The organism is Lactococcus taiwanensis, assembly GCF_014905395.1.
In the GTDB taxonomy this organism is placed as follows: domain Bacteria; phylum Bacillota; class Bacilli; order Lactobacillales; family Streptococcaceae; genus Lactococcus; species Lactococcus taiwanensis.
In genome coordinates this window covers 23,724-43,433 of sequence record NZ_BNDT01000003.1, presented here as the reverse complement: position 1 = coordinate 43,433, position 19,710 = coordinate 23,724, and the positions used below count along the sequence as shown (strand labels likewise).

17 protein-coding genes and 1 tRNA gene are annotated in these 19,710 nt (G+C 39.2%); 3 read left to right on the top strand and 15 right to left on the bottom strand.

All coding sequences use genetic code 11. From position 1 onward, the window contains the following. Positions 1 to 114 precede the first annotated feature (114 nt). Positions 115 to 690: an NADPH-dependent F420 reductase gene (locus tag JKP71_RS04280; protein WP_200407152.1), complete on the top strand. Its 576-nt coding sequence runs from the start codon at positions 115 to 117 to the stop codon at positions 688 to 690. A 122-nt stretch (positions 691 to 812) separates the two neighbouring features. After that, positions 813 to 1,316 carry a GNAT family N-acetyltransferase gene (locus JKP71_RS04275; RefSeq protein WP_200407151.1) on the top strand — a complete coding sequence of 168 codons (504 nt, stop codon included), beginning with the start codon at positions 813 to 815 and terminating at the stop codon, positions 1,314 to 1,316. 28 nt (positions 1,317 to 1,344) lie between these two features. Here the strand turns inward: JKP71_RS04275 and ffh are convergent, their stop codons facing one another. The 3 genes from ffh to JKP71_RS04260 all read right to left on the bottom strand — a co-directional run bounded on the left by ffh (position 1,345) and on the right by JKP71_RS04260 (position 6,410). After that, on the bottom strand, positions 1,345 to 2,901 hold the full coding sequence (ffh, locus tag JKP71_RS04270) for a signal recognition particle protein (protein ID WP_200407150.1): 1,557 nt from the start codon (positions 2,899 to 2,901) through the stop codon (positions 1,345 to 1,347). Between the two features lie 86 nt (positions 2,902 to 2,987). Next, positions 2,988 to 4,655 (bottom strand): leucine-rich repeat domain-containing protein, encoded by a 1,668-nt coding sequence (locus tag JKP71_RS04265; protein WP_200407149.1) that lies wholly within the window; start codon positions 4,653 to 4,655, stop codon positions 2,988 to 2,990. 48 nt (positions 4,656 to 4,703) lie between these two features. After that, the gene (locus JKP71_RS04260) at positions 4,704 to 6,410 is read right to left on the bottom strand and encodes a ribonuclease J (RefSeq protein ID WP_200407148.1); all 1,707 of its coding nucleotides are present in this window, start codon (positions 6,408 to 6,410) and stop codon (positions 4,704 to 4,706) included. A gap of 356 nt (positions 6,411 to 6,766) precedes the next feature. Between JKP71_RS04260 and JKP71_RS04255 the strand changes: the two genes are divergently transcribed. After that, a complete protein-coding gene (locus tag JKP71_RS04255; RefSeq protein WP_200407147.1) occupies positions 6,767 to 7,438 on the top strand; it encodes an MgtC/SapB family protein in 672 nt (223 codons plus the stop codon). A gap of 68 nt (positions 7,439 to 7,506) precedes the next feature. Here the strand turns inward: JKP71_RS04255 and dapA are convergent, their stop codons facing one another. The 12 genes from dapA to JKP71_RS04195 form a co-directional block, all read right to left on the bottom strand. After that, complete coding sequence (gene dapA / locus JKP71_RS04250) at positions 7,507 to 8,406, bottom strand: 4-hydroxy-tetrahydrodipicolinate synthase (RefSeq protein WP_200407146.1); 900 nt, start codon at positions 8,404 to 8,406, stop codon at positions 7,507 to 7,509. 326 nt (positions 8,407 to 8,732) lie between these two features. Then, positions 8,733 to 9,191, bottom strand: a complete 459-nt coding sequence (locus JKP71_RS04245) for an NUDIX hydrolase (protein ID WP_200407145.1) — start codon at positions 9,189 to 9,191, stop codon at positions 8,733 to 8,735. Next, on the bottom strand, positions 9,175 to 9,645 hold the full coding sequence (locus tag JKP71_RS04240) for an NUDIX hydrolase (protein ID WP_200407144.1): 471 nt from the start codon (positions 9,643 to 9,645) through the stop codon (positions 9,175 to 9,177). Before JKP71_RS04240 ends, JKP71_RS04245 begins: the two co-directional genes overlap by 17 nt. A 10-nt stretch (positions 9,646 to 9,655) precedes the next feature. Next, positions 9,656 to 10,732 (bottom strand): aspartate-semialdehyde dehydrogenase, encoded by a 1,077-nt coding sequence (locus JKP71_RS04235; RefSeq protein ID WP_200407143.1) that lies wholly within the window; start codon positions 10,730 to 10,732, stop codon positions 9,656 to 9,658. 97 nt (positions 10,733 to 10,829) lie between these two features. Beyond that, a complete protein-coding gene (locus JKP71_RS04230; protein WP_075525396.1) occupies positions 10,830 to 11,693 on the bottom strand; it encodes an MIP/aquaporin family protein in 864 nt (287 codons plus the stop codon). A 136-nt stretch (positions 11,694 to 11,829) separates the two neighbouring features. Next, a complete protein-coding gene (locus JKP71_RS04225; protein WP_200407142.1) occupies positions 11,830 to 12,726 on the bottom strand; it encodes an alpha/beta hydrolase in 897 nt (298 codons plus the stop codon). 260 nt (positions 12,727 to 12,986) lie between these two features. Continuing rightward, on the bottom strand, positions 12,987 to 13,241 hold the full coding sequence (locus tag JKP71_RS04220) for a hypothetical protein (protein WP_075525395.1): 255 nt from the start codon (positions 13,239 to 13,241) through the stop codon (positions 12,987 to 12,989). A 108-nt stretch (positions 13,242 to 13,349) separates the two neighbouring features. Further along, complete coding sequence (gene tkt, locus JKP71_RS04215) at positions 13,350 to 15,326, bottom strand: transketolase (RefSeq protein WP_200407141.1); 1,977 nt, start codon at positions 15,324 to 15,326, stop codon at positions 13,350 to 13,352. Positions 15,327 to 15,544: 218 nt separating this feature from the next. Continuing rightward, positions 15,545 to 16,975, bottom strand: coding sequence for a uridine transporter UriT (gene uriT, locus JKP71_RS04210; protein WP_200407140.1), 1,431 nt, complete (start codon positions 16,973 to 16,975; stop codon positions 15,545 to 15,547). Between the two features lie 302 nt (positions 16,976 to 17,277). After that, positions 17,278 to 18,573 (bottom strand): adenylosuccinate lyase, encoded by a 1,296-nt coding sequence (purB, locus tag JKP71_RS04205; RefSeq protein ID WP_200407139.1) that lies wholly within the window; start codon positions 18,571 to 18,573, stop codon positions 17,278 to 17,280. A gap of 154 nt (positions 18,574 to 18,727) precedes the next feature. Next, the gene (gene aroD, locus JKP71_RS04200; RefSeq protein WP_200407138.1) at positions 18,728 to 19,420 is read right to left on the bottom strand and encodes a type I 3-dehydroquinate dehydratase; all 693 of its coding nucleotides are present in this window, start codon (positions 19,418 to 19,420) and stop codon (positions 18,728 to 18,730) included. A 116-nt stretch (positions 19,421 to 19,536) separates the two neighbouring features. Further along, positions 19,537 to 19,608 (bottom strand) — tRNA-Gln (locus JKP71_RS04195). Positions 19,609 to 19,710 lie beyond the last annotated feature (102 nt).

Below are 19,710 nucleotides of genomic sequence, written 5' to 3'. Positions count from 1 at the left end.
TTGTCAATTGACTACAAAATGAAAATCCGTAGAATTAATACGAGCCTTTTTGATATCCCTCGAATTTTTCTAATGTTATAATAAAGGTATTAGAAAAATATAAAGGAGACTCATATGGCAAAAATCACTATTTTTGGACAAGGTAACATGGGACGTGCAATTGGGGGATTATTCTCTGAAGGTGATAACACCGTAAGCTACCTCGTTTCAGACTCACCACATGATCAACTTGGTGAAATTATTGTTCTTGCTGTTCCTTACACAGCGATAGCGCATATTCTTAGCGATTATAAAGATGAATTTAAAGGAAAAATAATCGTTGACCTTACAAATCCAGTTGATTTCACGACTTTTGACGAACTTGTAGTCCCTGCTGATCGTTCTGCTGCAGCTCTTATTGCTGAACAAGTTCCTGAGGCAGATGTGATAAAAGCTTTTAATACCAACTTTGCTGCCACACTTTCTTCAAAAAAAATGGCTAATAATTTGAAAACAACTGTTCTTATGGCAGGTGACAGCGCTGAGGCTAAACATAAACTCGTTGACACATTAAAAACTAGTGGTATAGAAATGATGGATGCGGGCAATCTAAAACGAGCTCGTGAGCTAGAAGCGATTGGGTTTTTGCAAATTTCCTTAGCGAGTTCGGAAAAAATATCTTGGAATGGTGGATTTGGACTCTTCAAATAAGATATCATAAGCTTAAGTTAAGAAAGTTCTTCTAATCTATTAATAGAAGGCTTTTTGATATTGAGAAGCTTTTATTTAATTATGAGTTACTTTTAAAAACGATAAAGAACAGGAAAAATAAATTGGAAATTAGAGCATTAGAACGTACTGATTTAAAAAATATTCACATTATCAATAATAAAGCAGAAACAATGCGCCTGTGGTTTGAAGAACCTTATGAATCCTTGGATGAATTAACAAGTCTTTATGATAAACACATTCACGATAATGAAGAACGTCGCTTCGTCATTGATATAGAAAGTCAATTTGCTGGCATTGTCGAGCTTATGGCTATTGATTATATTCATCGTACTTGCGAAATTCAAATTGTCATTATGAGCCAATTCTCTGGTCAGGGATATGCTCAAAAGGCCCTCAAAAAAGGAGTTGATTACGCATTTAATACTTTGAATATGCATAAGGTTTATCTCTGGGTCGATGTTGATAACGCTCCAGCAGTTCATATTTACAAAAAATTAGGTTTTGAAATTGAAGGTACAATTAAAGAACAATTTTTTGCAGGGGGAAAATATCACGATAGCTATTTTATGGGAATATTGAAATCAGAATATTTAAAGGCAAAATAAAAAACAGGTAAATCACCTGTTTTTTTATTTATTTTTTCTTTTTGCCTTTTTTCATCTTTTTTTGAGCACGTTTCATAGCTTGCTTCATCGCAAATTCAGTCGCCTTACCTTTGAGACCTCCTCCAAACATGGAACTCATATCAGGTGTACTACCATTATTCGAACCCATCATTCCTTGCAAATCGCCAAGTGAAGACATATCAGGCATGTTTGAATTCATACCTGGCATGTTGGGCATTTTTCCGCCAGCGCCACCCATCATTTTTTGCATCATCGCATTCATATCACCATTCATGATGCCTTGCATCATTTCTTTAGATTGATTAAACTGCTTGATGAATTTGTTAACTTCGATAAAAGTATTTCCAGAACCTGCAGCAATACGACGTCTGCGCGCTGGTGAAAGTTCTACTTCCAGATGTCGTTCTTGGGGTGTCATAGACAAGACCATCGCTCTTTTTCTGGCAATATCTTTTGGATCAACTTTTACTTGATCTAAACCTGGCATCTGAGACATTCCTGGAATCATCTTCATGATATCTTCCATAGGGCCCATATTTGTCACTTGATCTAATTGTTCCACAAAATCTTCGTAGTCAAACCGATTTTCAGCCATTTTTTCAGCTAACTTAGCTGATTGTTCCTCATCATAATTGGCTTGAGCCTTCTCAATCAGAGTAAGCATATCTCCCATACCAAGAATACGTGAGCTCATACGATCTGGATAAAATATTTCTAAATCAGTTAATTTTTCACCAGTCCCGGTAAATTTAATGGGTTTTCCAGTAATTTCACGTATAGAGAGAGCTGCACCACCACGAGTATCCCCATCAAGTTTAGTGATGATAACCCCTGTAATGTCAAGCTTCTCATCAAATGTTTTCGCAACTTGCGCTGCGACTTGACCAGTCATTGCATCTACAACGAGTAATATTTCAGTCGGAGTAGCGAGTGCCTTAATTTCCTGAAGCTCATTCATTAAAGTATCATCAATTTCAAGACGACCCGCTGTATCAATAAGAACGTAATCTTTGCGTTCTTCTCTTGCTTTTGCTAAACCATTTTTTACGATATCAACTGGTTTTTGGCTAGTTCCTTCATCATAGACAGGAATATCAAGTTGCTCCCCTAGGTTTTTTAATTGATCTATCGCTGCAGGACGGTAGACGTCAGCTGCTATCATTAAAGGTCGAGCATCTTGTTCTTCTTTAAGTTTTTTTGCAAGCTTCCCTGCAAAAGTCGTTTTACCAGCCCCTTGTAACCCTACCATCATGATGATAGTGGGTATTTTTGGAGATTTAAGTAATTCAACTTCACCACCACCTAAGATAGCTGTTAATTCTTCATCAACAATCTTGATAATTTGTTGAGCTGGGTTTAAAGCTTCAGAGACTTCTACACCGACAGCACGCTCTCTGATAGCCTTAATAAATTTTTTGACGACGGGAAGAGCAACGTCGGCTTCAAGAAGAGCAACACGAATTTCTTTCGTAATTTCTGTAACATCTGCTTCAGTAATTTTTTTCTTGCCACGCAGATTTTTAAATACATTCTGCAAGCGTTCAGTTAAGTTTTCAAATGCCATTTTTATTATCCAATTCTACTTTTTTACAATTACTTCATTATAACATTTCTTTAGAAAAATTTGAATACAGCAACAGCATTTGAGGTTTATTTTAGTCTGTTTTTCTTTGTAGGGACTGGAAGAAACTTTCCAAAAAGGACGCCAAACAAAAATGTGACTGATAAAAAAACATATTCTAGTTTTTCCAGCTTGTTGTGAGTAGAGGTGCCTGAGGGAATATTTGATTTTACGAAACTCTTAATAATTTTCTCTTGTGGTACTTGAGATGGGGCTTTAAGAATACCGTTTTTAGAGGCGGGAGCTGATACTGGTGCCACAGCAGATAAAAGTAGCTTTTTCTTGTTTGGGTTAGGCTTTATTTGTCCTAAAACTGAGGTGTACGGAACAATCTTTAATTTTGATTTCGCCTTAGACTGAGGCAAAAGACTTGGAATCACCATTGAAAAAGTTGGGTAGGTGAACCGTTTTAAGTTTTTTTGAGCCTTTAATTGGTCAGGCATCCATAAATTCGATGAAACTAACCCTCTCACAGGAATAACCGTTTTTGTTAGTCCAGTTTTCTCTGATGGATTATGAGTTGTTATACTACTTGATATGGAGAGCGATGAAGCTGCTGATACTGAAGGACTTACCGTAGTAAGCTTCGGAGTTTCTATTAGGATAGGGCTAATATTTGTATTTTCTTCATTATTTTCTTTTTGAACTTCTTCTGATGAGCTTTTGGAAGGACCAGAATCTTGTACATTGGTCACAGCAAGATCAGATATCATTCTAGAATCTTCTGTTGTTGGACTATCAAAGTTTGTTGCGTCTGTAGTTGTAGTTTCTAGCGATTTGATTTCATCTTGAGTGGGAGAATTTTCCGTTCCAGATAAACTTGGTGTAGAATTGCTATCATCCTGTTTTTCCACTTCCTCTTCAAGCGGTGCTTGGAGCAGCCAACTTTTCTGACAACTTCCTTCTGGACTTATGCTGACTGATCGTATCCCTGTTTCAGGAAGATCATCTAATTGATTGAATAGAAGACTTGCTTTATTAAGTGCATCGGATGGCCAGTATACCCCTGTTCCAAGTGTTAATGAGAGAACTGGACTTCCTGAAAAGGCAGCTGAACCTACTATTGTTTGAGCCGATGGGTCAAAACTGATTGTCGTGAGCTGATTACTTTGAAACGCTTTGCTCATGATATCCGTTACATTTTTTCCAATAGATAATGTAGTAAGTTGATTATTAGAAAAAGCACGGGTAGCTATTTTTTGAAGAGCATCGGGTAAAATAAGTTGTGATAACGCATTTCCTGCAAAAGCATCTGTTTTGATATTTTGTACTTTAGTGCCTAAAGTCACTTGTATCAATGCTTTTTTATAATAATCGGGAGCGGCTGTTGTAGTTTGAAAAGCGCTTGTATTAATATCCGACACATTATTCCCAATAACAACAGAATGAATCCCACTGTTTAAGAAAGCATAGGTCCCAATGGAAGTCACAGCATAACTCTTACCATTTACACAAAGGTTATCTGGGATGATTATGTCTACTCCAGGCTTTCCGCTATAAGTTGTTACTTCAGCAGTTTTCAGAGTGTCATCTAAAGTATAAGTAATCTGTTGCTCATCGGTATAAGTCATATTAACGGTAGCGGCATGTGCTGACCAAGAGGACAGTGAGACGGGAGAGCTCATCAAATAAGGATAAATCACACCTAAACACACACTCAGTGAGATAGAAACTTTAACTAATTGATTTTTTCGCATAAAAAACCTCCTAATCTTCTATACGAAAATAAGGAGGTTTTATCACTTTTATTTATTATTTTTTCTACCGTAACGTTTGTTAAGCTCTTGAGGTTGACGTGCTTCCATGACAACTGGCAATATAACTGGTTTACGTTTAGTTTGTTCATAAAGGAATTTTCCAAGTGCATCGCGGATACTTCCTTTAATTTCTGCCCAATCAAAATCTTTACCTGACAAATATTTATCAACCGTTACATTGACAAGTTCACCCGCTTCTCGCATCAAATCACGGGAAGTTTTCACGTAGACAAAGCCGCGCGTATGAACACGAGATTTACTTACAATTTTACGTTCAGTCTTAGAAATTGTGATAACCGCAATGAAAATGCCGTCTTCAGACAAAACCTTACGGTCACGTAAGACAACTGATCCAATATCACCTACTCCTGAGCCGTCAATCATCACATTTTCGGCTTGAATCACGCCAGAAGGGACCATCTCACCTTTTTCAAAGCTGACTGATTCACCACGTTTTGCAATAAAGATATGCTCAGGTAATACCCCCATCTCCATAGCTAAATTTGCATGAGCACTGAGTTCGCGATATTCGCCTTGAATAGGAATTAAATTCTTCGGACGCAAAATGTCAATCAAAAATTGTAAGTCACGTGCATTGGCATGGCCCGAAATTTTTAAGTCCGAAGCCAACATCTTCATTACACCGCCGGCTTTGTAAATATCATTTTCAATACGAGCAATCATCGTTTCGTAAGAAACTGATGGACTTGTCACTGCAAGCACCAAGTCTCCTTCTTTGATTTTTACATACTTGTGACGACGGTGCGCCATATCTCCTAATGTTTTAAGAGGTTCACCCATTCGACCGGTTTCCAAAATCACTAATTCATTATCGGGAAATTTTTTAATTTCGCTAGGTTTAATAATGGATTTACGATCAACAATACGCAATTTTTTCAGGCGCGTAGCCGTTTCAATGATTTGATCCATGTCTTCGCCTGTAAAGGCAACACGACGACCCAATTTGATGGCAACATCAATTGTTTGCTGAATACGTCCTAAATTCCCCGCATTACATGCAATGATAACGCGCCCCTCACTATCGTTGATATGATCATAGATTTTATCATAAATTTCATGTTCGCTCGCCGATTGTTGAGTAGAAAGGGCATTGGGTGAGGAAGAAAGCAAAGCAAGAACCCCATTGTTGCCTATTTCAGCTAAACGACGCATATTCGTGCGGTAGCCTTTTTCTACTGCAGGATCAAAACGGAAATCACCCGTATAAACCACATTACCTGATGGCGTCGAAATAACAATTCCGAGACTTTCAGGAATGGTGTGCGTAGTCGAGAAGAAAGAAATAACAGCTTGACCAAAATCGATCTCTGTATCTTCTGTTACCACATGAAAATCGTTAAATTTTCGGCTATCTGCATAATTTTTTACATTAATTTTAGCCAGTTCAATTGTTAATTCTGAACCAAAAACAGGAACTTTTAATTCAGAAACGATATAAGGAAGCGCTCCGATAGAATCTGCATGACCGTGCGTCAAAAAGATTCCTGCTACCCGATCTGCGTTTTCTAACAGGTAGGTAATATCAGGAATAACAAAGTCTACTCCTAATTGATCCATCTCAGCGTATTTCAAACCTGCATCGAGAACAAAAATTTGTTCTCCGACTTCAGCCAGGTACATGTTTTTACCGAACTCGCGGACACCACCTAATGGGGTGATTTTAATATTTGACATAAAAACCTTTCTTATCAGTGTAATAATTTATTTTTTCGTTCAAAAAAGCTGACGTAAGTTACTGACAGACTGGTCAGTAAAATTTACGCTTCTTTTTAGCTGTTCCTTGCCGTATTCACTCTCGAAATCGGTCGAGTGGGACAAGCGATAAAAGATTGATTCTCTCTCGCAGAATCAAAATAAAAGAGGCTGGCTTTCCAGCCTCTACCGAGTATACACTTATAACAAGTTTAACCCAAAGTCGCCAAAAAATCAAGTTTCTTTCGCTGTAAACTTCTTTTGAAGACTTTAATTCAATTCTAAGCAAAATGAGCTATAATAATAAGAGAAGTCTTAACAAAAAGAAAGGAGAACCTATGACAATTACACTTTTAACACAAGTTGATTGGCTCATCCGTCTTATCATTGCTGGAATTTGTGGCTATGCGATCGGTTACGAACGAAACAGCCGTTCAAAAAATGCTGGAATTCGTACGCACCTGATTGTATCCCTTAGCGCGGCCTTGATGATCATTGTTTCTAAATATGGCTTTATGGACATCATTAACTTACAAGGTGTCGGTCTAGATCCCTCTCGTGTTGCTGCGCAAGTTGTGAGTGGGATTGGTTTTCTTGGAGCAGGTATGATTTTTGTCCATAATCAATCTGTCAATGGCTTAACGACCGCAGCCGGCATCTGGGCCACTTCTGGTATCGGAATGGCTATCGGTTCTGGGCTATACTTTATAGGGGTTGCTGCAACTTTATTAATCATTATTTTCCAGATTATTTTGCACCAAAATTTTCGATGGACTAAAGCAGCGGTTAGTGACCATTTGCATTTAAAACTTGCTGATATGGAAGGTTTTTATCGTGTTCAAGATAGTTTGAAAGAAAATAAGATTACCCTTCTTAACCTAAAACTGGTTCGTCATCAAGACGGTACTTTCAGCGCTGATTTAAACTTGAAATTCCCTGCGGATTATGATTCCGTCTTGCTTTTAAAACATTTGGAGGCAAATGATAAGATTCAAAAAATAGAATTTTAGTAAATGCAACAGAAAAACCAGCACATCTGCTGGTTTTTTTATATAAAAATCTTTCAATGCTGTATCCACTAAAAGAGCGGATTAATTTTTTGTAGAATACTTTTGCTTTCATCAGCTGTACAAGCAACCAACGGCAAGCGGAGTCCCCCTACTTCGTAACCTTGGTGGTTTAACACTGTTTTGATTGGTGCTGGACTTGAAACGCTAAAAAGGGCATTGATTTTCGGTAAAATCTGCCGCTGGATATGGGCTGCCTTTTGGATAGAACCATGCTCTATCTCCTCAAACATTAGCGCTATCTCATCTCCCAAGATATGGCTTGCCACAGAGATAACCCCTTGAGCACCTAAAGCTTTCGCATGGAAAGCTAACCCATCTTCTCCGGTATATACCAGAAAATCTTCAGGACATTGGTCAATTAAAAAAGCCAGATTATCAGTGCTAGTACAGTCCTTAACAGCAATAATATTTTCGATTTCGGCCAATCTTAAAAGCGTTTCTGGTGCAATTTCCGTAATCACTCTACCCGGTATATTATAGAGAATAATGGGTAAGTCACTCGCCATTGCTATCGCTTTAAAATGCTGATAAATCCCCTCTTGGGTGGGTTTATTATAATAAGGGGTGACTGCAAGTCCTGCATCAATATAGCCAAGTCTAGCCACTTCTTTGACAAATTCGATGGAATCTCTGGTATCATTTGTTCCAATACCTGCAATTAAGGGAACACGACCGTCCACAATCTGATGCACTGTTTCAAAGATTTCTAGTTCTTCATCATGAGTCAATGTAGGGGATTCTGCAGTTGTACCCGCTAAAATCAACCCTTCTGTATGATGGGCCAGTAAGGCTTCAATTAATCGGGGGAATGCTTTGAAATTAATCGTTCCATCTTCATGAAACGGAGTGACTAAAGCAGTAATAATTCTTGCTTTTTTTAGTTTTTTTATTGTTTCTTTTGCTGGCATTTTCATCTCCTTTTGAGCAATTCGCTCTATTTGAGGGGTAAAAAAAGACCCCTGTTTATTGCAAAAGAGGCCCATAAAAGTTCGTCAAAAATGATTTTGATTAGCTCCCCTTTCTGTCAGAGTTGACAGAAAGACAGTTTGCAGGATTTAACCTTACAACCCAAGAAAAAGTCTGTGGAACTTTTCCTTTCGGCAAAAAACGCCGCCCTCAGCTTCCTCGCGTCCACCGCTCCACTGATTTTTTCGTTTTTGCAACCTCTAATATTGTTTGATTCATTATAGCATATTTACAGCTGCATAGCGAATGTTTTTTAGCCGGAGAGCTTTTAATTTTCTTCGTGCAACCATTTGATGAAATCTTCTAGAGGACGCCGATTAGGCAAATGAAGCGACACAGGAAGTTCATCAACATCAAACCAGTGAAGTTGTCTAACTTCAGCATCCTGTTTAAGAAGGCTCCCTGTAAAGTCTGAACACCGATAATAAATACAAGGCATATAAACTTGATCGCCATTAGGATAAGTCATGAAGCGATCCCTACCAGAATAAACCCCAAACAATTGAAGTTCCCCCGCTTTAAGCCCAGTTTCCTCAAACAATTCTCGGCGAGCTGTTTGTTCTAAATCCTCGCCCACTTCAATACCACCCGCATGCAAAGCCCACGCCCCATTGTCTTTACGCTCTTGAAGCAATATGCGATGATCCTGATAAACAATTACCCCTGCACCAAGATAAATTAAAAGCTCATGGCCGACTTTTTTACGTAGCTCACTGATATAACTCATTGTCTTTTTCTTGTCTGATAAAGTCTTTAAGTAAACGAGCATGCATGGAAAAAAGAGGACTAGGGAGTGATTCATGGATATCAAACCATCGTAATTCAGTGACTTCTTCTTTTTGTGCTCTTAACGCTCCCGAAAAATCGCGACAAGTATACACAATGGTCGGAAAATAAACTTCATCACCATTTGGATAAGTCAAAAAACTATCTTCTCCGGAATAAGCTCCAAAGAAGTCCAACGCATTGGCTACAAGTCCACTCTCTTCATAAAGTTCTCTTTTTGCCGCCTCTTCAAAAGTTTCTCCTGGATCAATACCACCCGCATGTATCCCCCATCCTAGACCATCCGTGCGTTTCTGAAGGAGGACTTTTCCCTCTTTAACAATTATCACACCGCTTCCCACACCAATAAGTAAGTCGTGGCCAATTTTTTCGCGTATTTGACTGATGTATCCCATTTACTCAACCTTATTTCAATTCAAATTTTAGTACCTGAGTGGGTTTAACTAAGCCACGCTCATGTAACGTTTCAGCGATTTGAACAGAATTCCAAGCTGCTCCTTTGAGTAGATTGTCAGAAACTACCCAAAGATGAATCCCATTTGTTGCATCCAAATCACGGCGAATACGACCCACAAAAGTTTCACGACGACCAATTGAATTAATGGCTTGTGGATAAATTTGATGAGCAACATCATCTTCTAAAACAGCTCCTGGGAATTCAGAAATCAAACGTTTAACCTCAGCAATATCTGCTACTTTTTTCGTTTCAACATAAACTGACTCAGAATGACCGTAAAGAACTGGAATTCTGACACAAGTTGCCGAAACCGCAATTGAATCATCTTCCATGATTTTCTTGGTTTCATTGGTCATTTTCATTTCTTCATAAGTATAAGCGTTGTCAGTAAATACATCAATTTGTGCAAGCGCATTGTAAGCAATTGGATAATGTTTTTTATCTCCAGCAGATGGTAAAATTTCTGCTGACAACTCTGTCAGTGCTTTTCCATCAAGTGCTTCTTGGAGTTCACGATTTGTTTCATTAATTGCTGATTGACCCGCACCAGAGACCGCTTGATAAGTGCTGACAATTACTCGCTCAAGCCCATAAGCTTGCCGAATCGGCTCTAAAGCAACCATCATTTGAATCGTTGAGCAATTAGGACAGGCAATTATTCCATTGTGTTTTTCCAAAGCATGTGCATTAACTTCTGGAACAACCAAAGGAACATTAGGGTTTTGACGGAAAAATGAGGTATTATCTACAACAACCGCTCCAGCTTTTACAGCATAAGGGGCGTATTTTTCTGATACTGAGCCTCCAGCTGAAAAAAGAGCAATGTCAATGCCTTCAAAACTCTCCTCAGTTAATTCTTCTACAACAAGCTCTTTATCTTTATAGGTGACAATTTTACCAGCGGAACGTTTACTCGCCAAAGCGTGTACCGTCTTAATCGGAAGAGTTGATTGAGCAAGTTGTTCAAGCATTCGTGTGCCTACTGCACCTGTAGCGCCAACAACTGCGATATTATATTGTGTCATAATTGTCTATCCTTTTCAGTAAAATTATCATTATTATAACGCTTTTAAAGGATAAGAGCAAGAAAAAATCTGCCAAGGTTGGCAGATTTTCTTTTTGTTAGTTAAACATCAACTTAAAGACTGTTGCGGCAATTACAGCCCCTACAATTGTAGCGACTACAGGTACCCAAGCGTACCACCATTTTGCGTCTTTATTTTGTCCTACTACTGATTGTGGCATAAAGCTATAAACGAGTCGTGGACCAAGGTCACGAGCTGGGTTGAGTGCTGCACCAGTTGGACCACCAAAGGCAGTAACCAAACCAACGAACATCAAACCAATAGCTAAGGCTCCAACCATTTTTGCTGAAGAAGCCCCTGAAACAGAAGCCCAAATTTGACTCACTGTATCACTTGATGTCACATCAGCCCCTTGTTGTTGGGCATAACTTGTCATCCATTTGATGGATTCTGCACCAAAGAAGTTTGTGGTAAAGCTAAGGATACCAAAGACAAAGACAAACATCCCGATTACTTCATTTACAAATCCGTTGAAAATAGCTTTAGCATGCGTCCCGCCATTTTCTAAAGCATTCGTTGTAGCAAAAGCTCCAAGCGCAATTGCTCCGTCATTTGTTTTGGCAAAGTATTCTTTATAAATTGCTACAACGAGCAATTGACCAATGATTGCACCAATAAGTTGTGCCAAAACATATTGAGCAACGTGTGCCCAAGGGAAATAGCCAGCTGAAGCAAGCCCAATAGTAATCGCAGGGTTGATATGTGCACCAGAGACATTAGCAAAGGCAAGGACTGGGACTAGAATTGCAATTCCATATCCCCAGGCGATCGCAAGCCCCCCCATTCCTTCATTTTTAGAGCCTTTTAAAGTTACTCCTGCAATTGTACCGTTACCGAGCAGAACAAGGAGCATTGTCCCCAATCCTTCGGCAAGGTACTTCACCATCCATGAAACATCCATGATAATTTCCTTCCTTTTTATAAAAATAATAATGATGTCAACACTTTTATTCTATCATATTTTTCTTAACTTATACTAATAATAAGATTTTCAAACAGGTTAAAAAATAAAAAGCCTCCAAGAGAGGAGGGCTTTCTCATAAATATTTATTTAAAAATTGAGCAACAATTTGTTGATAAAGGGCTTGGTCTGTTTCGTAAGCTTTAGCATGCCCCGCTTTTGGAACGATTAAGACTTCTTTTGGAGATGAAGTCGCAGCAAAGTTACGATGGACCATTTCTGTTGGCACAAATTGGTCATCTTCTCCATGAATAAACAAAAAAGGTCGCGTATTTTTAGCTAGTTGGTTGAGGGAAGAAACTTCTTTGAAATGATAGCCCGCCAAAAGTTTAGACCAGAAGGATAAGAGGTAAACAAGTGGGAAAGCTGGTAAATAAAAATCATGTTTGGCTTTAAACACAATTTCATTCCAAAGTGTATCGTAACCACAATCAGCAATGAAACATTTCACTTGAATAGGAAGTTGTTCTCCTGACACCATCATCGCCGAAGCGGCGCCCATTGAAATTCCGAACATCGCAATTTCTGCTGTACTCTCTTTTTCAATAATTTTATTCATCCACCGCTTGTAATCATCCCGATCAAGCCAACCAAAACCAAGGTACTTTCCTTCTGCTTCTGCGCTCGCACGATAAGCAGGAATTAATACATTATAGCCTAATTCATGAAACATCCATCCATAGGCAGCAAAACGATCTCTGATAGAATGATAGCCATTCGCAACAATCACGGTCTTTGATGTCGGCTGATCAGCTGGTAAGTACCACGCATGTAATTTGAGGGCATCTTGTGTTTCAATCGTCCATTCTTGCGGCTGAGCATCAACAAAACGTTTCCCATCTACATAAAGAGGGTGACTACTTGCAACTTGCGCAATCACGCGTTTACTTTTATGAACCACCACATAAAAGATGAGCAAGGAGCTTAAAAGCAACAGGACTAAAATTCCAAAAATAATTCCAAAAACAATCATGCTCTTATTATATCATAAGTCATCTACGGACCCTCAAGTAAATCACACTCACAAAAAAAGATACCATTTTTCAATGGTATCTTTATCAGGCACTCGAAAGTGTGCCAAAAAGGTTCACACAATTTGACAAATACTCACCAATCCTTGGCGGAAAACCCAATTTCCCAGTATTCCTGTGCTTCGAAATTTTGCAAAATGCAAAATCATCGACTCATCGCATGAAGTCATTATAGCATATTTTTTACAAAATGACAGCTCTGTCAGTTCCATCCTGAAAATTTTGCTAGCAAAATTAGACTTGAGCCCAAAACCGCTAATAATATCAGCGCAAAACGGAAAGTGAAAATTCGAGTGCCATCATGCTCATAAGAACTCCTTGATTTTTTTCCACGAAAAGTAAACAAAGCCACCCATGCTAACAAGGTCAGTAGTCCTTGGAGCAAAAGCTGTCCATCTAAAAGGTAGAGATTAAGCAATGAGCCAATCCCTGAAATAAGAGCAAGTAAAACTGCCATGGGTCCTCCTTATATAGTTAATCTTTAGAAAAAACGCTGCAAAAGTTACTGACAGAGCTGTCAGTAACAAAAAAGCTCTGACACGCATGTCAGAGCCCTTTAGAAAAACTAATCTAGAGCCTTATAAGCTTTAATAACATTTTCAGCGGTGAAGCCATACTCAGGTAAGACTATGTTAGCAGGAGCAGATGCCCCCCATTTATCAACGGTCACAGTTGCACCGTCAAGTCCTACATATTTTCCCCAACCAAAACTTGTCCCAGCTTCTACTGCCAAACGACGTCGCACATTTTTAGGTAAGATTTCTTCTTGATAAGCCTTAGATTGTTCATCAAAAATATTCATTGAAGGCATTGAAACCACACGCACACCAGCACCTAAAGTTTTCTTCGCTTCCAAAGCCAAAGCCACTTCTGATCCTGTTGCAATGAGTATTCCTTCTAACTTACCTTCCTCTTTAGAAAGGATATAAGCGCCACGGTTCAGACCTTCTTCAGCCAATTCTGCAGTGCCCGGTAAAACAGGCAAGTTTTGACGGGTTAAAATCAGGGCAGTAGGACGTTTTTTACTTGTCACTGCATGACGCCAAGCTGCAACCACCTCATTCCCATCAGCGGGACGAATCACATCTAAATTAGGCATTGAACGCACTGAAGCCAGTTGTTCCACTGGTTCATGTGTTGGTCCATCTTCCCCCACAGCAATGGAGTCATGTGTCCAAACATAAGTTACAGGCAGATTTTGTAGAGCCGCCATACGGACGGCAGGGAGCATGTAGTTTGAGAAGACAAAGAAAGTTCCGCCATACACACGCGTTCCACCATGGAGTGCAATCCCGTTCATGATTGCTCCCATTGCAAACTCACGAACACCAAACCAGATATTGCGCCCCGCATAGTTGTCTGGCATAAAGTCAGATTCAGCCTTTGCCATCGTATTATTTGAAGCTGAAAGGTCAGCAGAGCCACCCCAGAAATTTGGCATTTGAGCTGACAATTCTTGAATCGCTTCTTGTGACGTTACACGACTGGCTTTGCTTGTACCAAGTTCATGTTTAGTCAATTCCACTTCTGGCGTTTCATTTTCAAAAGCTTTAACATATTGTTCAGCAAGTTCTGGATATTTTTGGGCATAGGCTTTGAACGTCTCACGCCATACCTGCTCCATCGCTTCACCACGCGCAACTGTCGTTTCTAAAAAGCGTTTTGAAACTTCTTCTGGCACAGTAAATTCAGGGTAGTCCCAACCATATGCTTTCTTGGCAAATGCAACACCTTCAGCTCCAAGAGGCGCCCCGTGAACTGCAGAAGTACCTTGTTTTTCAGCTCCAAAACCAATCACTGTTTTCACTTCAATAATTGTAGGCTTATCTGTCTCAGCCTTAGCGACTTCAATGGCAGCAGCAATTTCATCCAGATTATTGCCATCTTTTACTAAAAGGTGTTGCCAACCATATGATTCAAAACGTTTTTGGATATCATCAATGAAGGACATGGATAAATCGCCATCAAGAGAAATATTATTAGAATCATAAAAAAGGATTAATTTGCCTAATTTTAGCTTACCTGCCAATGAAGCTGCTTCTTGTGAGACCCCTTCCATCAGGTCGCCATCACCATTTAAACCATAAGTGTAGTGATCGACAATTTTAAAACCAGGTTTATTATATTGCGCAGCAAGGTGAGCTTCTGCCATTGCCATCCCTACAGCATTAGCGATACCTTGACCTAATGGGCCTGTTGTTGCTTCAACACCATCTGTATGCCCAATCTCAGGGTGACCTGGGGTCTTAGATTGCCACTGACGGAAACCTTTTAAATCATCAGTTGTTACATTATACCCCGCCAAATGCAACAAACTATATAACATTGCCGAACCATGACCTGCAGATAATACAAAACGATCACGGTTAGACCATTGACGGCTAGTTTTAGGATTAACATTCAAAAACTTGCTCCACAGCACATAAGCCATTGGTGCAGAGCCCATTGGAAGTCCTGGATGACCAGAATTTGCTTTTTGAATCGCATCCATAGATAAGGTACGAATCGTATTGACAGCTAATTGATCAGTAGTATCAAACATAAGATTTCTCCATATTTTTTATTTATAGTTCATTATAACACAAATTGAAAGCGGTTTTTACTTTTCAGGATTAAAATTATTTTCTTTTAGGATGTTTTTTTATGAAAATATTTTTAATCGATTTAATTAGCTGATCCTCAAGTTAGACCACTCCTGGCCCGTAAAACCTGAAGATAATAAAAACTGTCAAATTTGACAGTTTAGAAAAATTTTAGTATTTACTTCGTTGTTTTAGGATCCGGAATTAAAAATGAGGTAAAGAAAGCAATAATTACTAGAACCAGACCAGTAACAATGCCTGCAACATAGCCTGTTGTACTTCCACCGACCGTAGTATGCATAGCAGAAGGAACAGCATATAATATAATAAAGCTCAAACCTGCTCCAAGGTTGAACATGCCCGCGTTTAATCCAGGAAGGTAGCCGGGATTATCTTCTGGAGAAAGTACAATACCGAGCCCATTGAGCATAATATTAGTAATACCGGCATAAGTAATCCCAATGAAGATAGAAAGTAAAAGCAATAACCAAATAGAAGGCTTAAGTGCACCAGCTATAGTTAGCCCAAAACCTAATACAGTTGCCAATAATCCAGCTCGTAATACTTTAGCAAAACCAAAGCGAGCAGCCAGTACACCTGAAATAGGTCCAAAAACTAATCCTGCCACGGCATAAGGCGTCAAAGTAACAAATGAGACGAGATCAGCGCCTAACCCTAAGCCGAAGTTTTTATCTTGACCTAGAGCAGGTATGATCCCATTCATAATTGCAAAGACACCCGTCATTGCAAGGAGCGTAGTCAATAAAAGACCCCAAGTACGACGTTGTTTCAAATAATGAATAGGGACCATCGGATCACTTACACGCTTTTCAACTTGCCAAAAGCCAACGAAACAGACAATACCAATAATAAATAAAATAAGAGCGAGCATCCCATTGGATAAACCAATGTTTCCAAAACTTCCTTGCAACGCATTGGCAGCTGTTAGCAAAGCGCCCATTGCAATAACTAAAAGTACTACTCCGCCCCAATCCATACGGGGGGTTTGCTTTGCTGTCGACTCTTCCGTCCCAATGGCTACTAAGATGACAGCCAATACGGCTGTCAGTGCCATCGTTAAAAATACAGAGCGAAAGCCGCCATGACTTACCAGCCAGCCACCAGCTAAAGCGTCAACACCAGCAATCCCACCATTGACAGAAGTTAAGATAGCCATCAATTTTGCATATCTTTTCCCTTCTGTCACTCTCACATGAAGCATGATTAAGCAAAGTGGAACGATAGGACCAGCTGCCCCCTGTAGTATTCGCCCAATCATCAATACCCCCACATTGGTTGCAAGCCCAGAAATAAGGCATCCTATTCCTGTCAAAATCAACATCCCAAGTAAGACCTTTTTACGACCAATCAAGTCTGCTAAGCGAGGTAAAAATAAAGCAAAAAGTGCTGCTGCTGTAAAAAAGATGGTCTGAGTCAAAGCAATCGCTGAAGCGCTTGTGTGCAATTGTTCTTGCATTGTTACCAAAGCAGGTGAAAGCATTGAAGCGTTCAATTGAAAGGCAAAGATGGCAATCATTAAAGCTAACATGAGAACGATGATTGAACCCTGATCATCGCCAGATTTTTTTGAAGTCTGTGTTTCTGTCATTTCTTCTCCTTTTTTTAAGGTGGACTAGCTTAAATTCTTTCATTGAAAGTTTAAAAAGAGCCCCAACATACTATTATATTATAAAATTTGCTTTTTGCGAAGTTTAAAAATATTATGTGATCAATTTTAGGAGTTTACTTGCTACAGTGTCTTCTTTTTTATAAAAAAACTCTGTCTTAGCGACAGAATTTTTATTTTTATCTCACCATTGATGTTCAGCAATATTATCCTTATCCACAGGATAAAATGGCGAATTCATCATAGGGAACTTGCAAAGCCTTTTTAGGGGCTACAGCATCAGCTTAGTCAAAGACACGGTCAAAAATTTCATCGATTCTTGTTAAATGATAATTGTAATCAAAAGCTTTATCAATAGCTTCATCATTCAAATACTGACGAATTTGTTCATTTTCTTCAAGCAAGGGTCTAAACATCACTTGTTCATCCCAAGATTTTGCAGTCAAAGGTTGAACTAAATCGTAAGCTGCTTCACGCGTCATTCCCTTTTCAATCAACATTAACATGACATGTTGACTGTAAATCAAGCCAAAAGTCGCATCCATATTTCGTTTCATATTTTCTGGGAAAACAGTCAAGTTTTTAACGATATTCCCAAAACGATTCAACATGTAATCCAATAATTCTGTTGTATCTGGTGCAATGATGCGTTCAGCAGAACTGTGTGAAATGTCACGTTCATGCCAAAGACTAACATCTTCAAGAGCTGTAATGGCATGTCCACGAATAACGCGGGCTAAACCGGTCATATTTTCAGAACCAATTGGGTTACGTTTGTGTGGCATTGCGGATGAGCCTTTTTGACCTTTAGCAAAGAATTCTTCAACTTCACGTTGTTCAGATTTTTGCAAGCCACGGATTTCTGTGGCCATGCGTTCAATAGAAGTCGCAATGAGCGCCAACGTTTGGAAGTATTCTGCATGTAAATCACGTGGTAAGACTTGTGTTGAAATTTCTTGTGGACGCGTCCCTAATTTTTCACAAACATAGGCTTCAACAAAGGGAGGAATATTAGCAAATGTTCCAACAGCACCAGAAATTTTCCCAGCTTCAACAGCTTTCGCAGCATGTTCAAAACGTTCAATGTTTCGTTTCATTTCGCTGTACCAAGTGGCTAATTTCAAGCCAAAAGTTGTTGGTTCAGCGTGAACGCCGTGAGTTCGACCCATCATGACGGTGTATTTATGCTCTAAAGCTTTATTTTTAACAATTTCTGCGAAGTTTTTTAGGTCCTCGCGCAAAATATCATTGGCTTGTTTATAAAGATAACCATAAGCTGTATCAACGACGTCTGTTGAGGTCAGACCATAATGCACCCATTTGCGTTCTTCACCTAAAGTTTCTGACACGGCACGTGTGAAGGCCACCACGTCGTGGCGTGTTTCTTTTTCAATTTCCAAGATGCGCGCTACATCAAAGCTAGCATTTTGGCGAATCTTTTGAACATCTTCTGTTGGGATTTCCCCAAGCTCTGCCCAAGCTTCATCCGCAAGGATTTCGACTTCAAGCCATGCCTTATATTTATTTTCTTCTGACCAAATATTTGCCATTTCTGGGCGTGAATAACGACTGATAACCACTTTTTACTCCTTTTTTTACTGACAGCTCTGTCAGTAATCTTTTTACTCTTTATTATAGCATTTTCACCCTAAAAGCATTCGGTATTTTCCAAATATCATGTAATAAGCGAAAAAAATATCCGCTATTATCGAACAATTAGGGGGGTGACACTGCTCACTCAGTTAAATCAGACTCTAGTAAATCTAGGATTTGGCGAGTGTGCTGGAGAGAAAGCTGTCCGGGCGCACTTTCCGCTGTCAAACTCGCAAAGGTCCAACATGATCCCGTCAAATAGCCCGAAATACGGGTAAGCCGCCCTAGCTCACCCATGGCCATAGTAATGAACTTTTCACCGTATTCCAATGTCAAATCTCGGGTGATCTGCATTAAATCAAGCACATCGCATTCGTGACCCGGCATCACTGCAACTTTCACATAAGCTGTCTTTTCTTGATGCATTTTTAACAGGCGCTTGGTTAAATCTGTCGGTACTTCCTCAAAATTATGGTAAGACAAGACGATTTTATCAGCGAAAGCCCCCAGCTGATGGAGGGCGCGCCCATGTGTAAAATACTCTATGTCAATGTAGGCAGGATTATAAGTTAGAATTTTTTGAAGTAAAGCTAAATATTTCTTCTCTGAAAGTTGAATATTACCCCCCTCTCGCACTGTTCGTAAAGTAAATAAAACTTTAAAATCCTTAAATTTTTCAAAGAATTGCGGAGCAAGAATTAAAATATCTTCTTCTGATAAAAAATCAGCACGCCACTCAATCAAATCTACATCTTCATAATCATTGATATTAACCCGTTCAAGATCTGACGGCTCTGTCAGCATTACTGGAACAACAATTTTAGTTCTTCTCATAAATTTCTCCTTACTTTCCCATAACTTCTTTCTTTATTCTAGCATATTTTAGAAAAAGAAAAAAAGGGAAAACTGTTCCCTTTTCTCTTTTTATTTTCTCAATTTTCGAAGACTAACTGGGGTAGCTGGATTCGAACCAACGCATGAGGGAGTCAAAGTCCCTTGCCTTACCGCTTGGCTATACCCCACTGTTATTTTGTGACAACGAGAATATTTTATCAAACTTTAACATAAATTTCAAGTTTGAGCTCATAAAAAGTATTTATAATTTTTTTGAAACTTTCTCCTCA

Excerpts from the sequence above, each read along its gene's own strand:
- JKP71_RS04220 (WP_075525395.1), bottom strand. The coding sequence starts at position 13,241 with ATGGCAGTTTTACTTGCTCTTATTTCAGGGATTGGCTCATTGCTTAAT.
- tkt (WP_200407141.1), bottom strand. The coding sequence starts at position 15,326 with ATGTTTGATACTACTGATCAATTAGCTGTCAATACGATTCGTACCTTA.
- JKP71_RS04235 (WP_200407143.1), bottom strand. The coding sequence starts at position 10,732 with ATGACACAATATAATATCGCAGTTGTTGGCGCTACAGGTGCAGTAGGC.
- uriT (WP_200407140.1), bottom strand. The coding sequence starts at position 16,975 with ATGACAGAAACACAGACTTCAAAAAAATCTGGCGATGATCAGGGTTCA.
- aroD (WP_200407138.1), bottom strand. The coding sequence starts at position 19,420 with ATGAGAAGAACTAAAATTGTTGTTCCAGTAATGCTGACAGAGCCGTCA.
- JKP71_RS04260 (WP_200407148.1), bottom strand. The coding sequence starts at position 6,410 with ATGTCAAATATTAAAATCACCCCATTAGGTGGTGTCCGCGAGTTCGGT.
- JKP71_RS04245 (WP_200407145.1), bottom strand. The coding sequence starts at position 9,191 with ATGAGTTATATCAGTGAGCTACGTAAAAAAGTCGGCCATGAGCTTTTA.
- JKP71_RS04265 (WP_200407149.1), bottom strand. The coding sequence starts at position 4,655 with ATGCGAAAAAATCAATTAGTTAAAGTTTCTATCTCACTGAGTGTGTGT.
- ffh (WP_200407150.1), bottom strand. The coding sequence starts at position 2,901 with ATGGCATTTGAAAACTTAACTGAACGCTTGCAGAATGTATTTAAAAAT.
- JKP71_RS04255 (WP_200407147.1), top strand. The coding sequence starts at position 6,767 with ATGACAATTACACTTTTAACACAAGTTGATTGGCTCATCCGTCTTATC.
- JKP71_RS04240 (WP_200407144.1), bottom strand. The coding sequence starts at position 9,645 with ATGGGATACATCAGTCAAATACGCGAAAAAATTGGCCACGACTTACTT.
- dapA (WP_200407146.1), bottom strand. The coding sequence starts at position 8,406 with ATGCCAGCAAAAGAAACAATAAAAAAACTAAAAAAAGCAAGAATTATT.
- JKP71_RS04225 (WP_200407142.1), bottom strand. The coding sequence starts at position 12,726 with ATGATTGTTTTTGGAATTATTTTTGGAATTTTAGTCCTGTTGCTTTTA.
- JKP71_RS04230 (WP_075525396.1), bottom strand. The coding sequence starts at position 11,693 with ATGGATGTTTCATGGATGGTGAAGTACCTTGCCGAAGGATTGGGGACA.
- JKP71_RS04280 (WP_200407152.1), top strand. The coding sequence starts at position 115 with ATGGCAAAAATCACTATTTTTGGACAAGGTAACATGGGACGTGCAATT.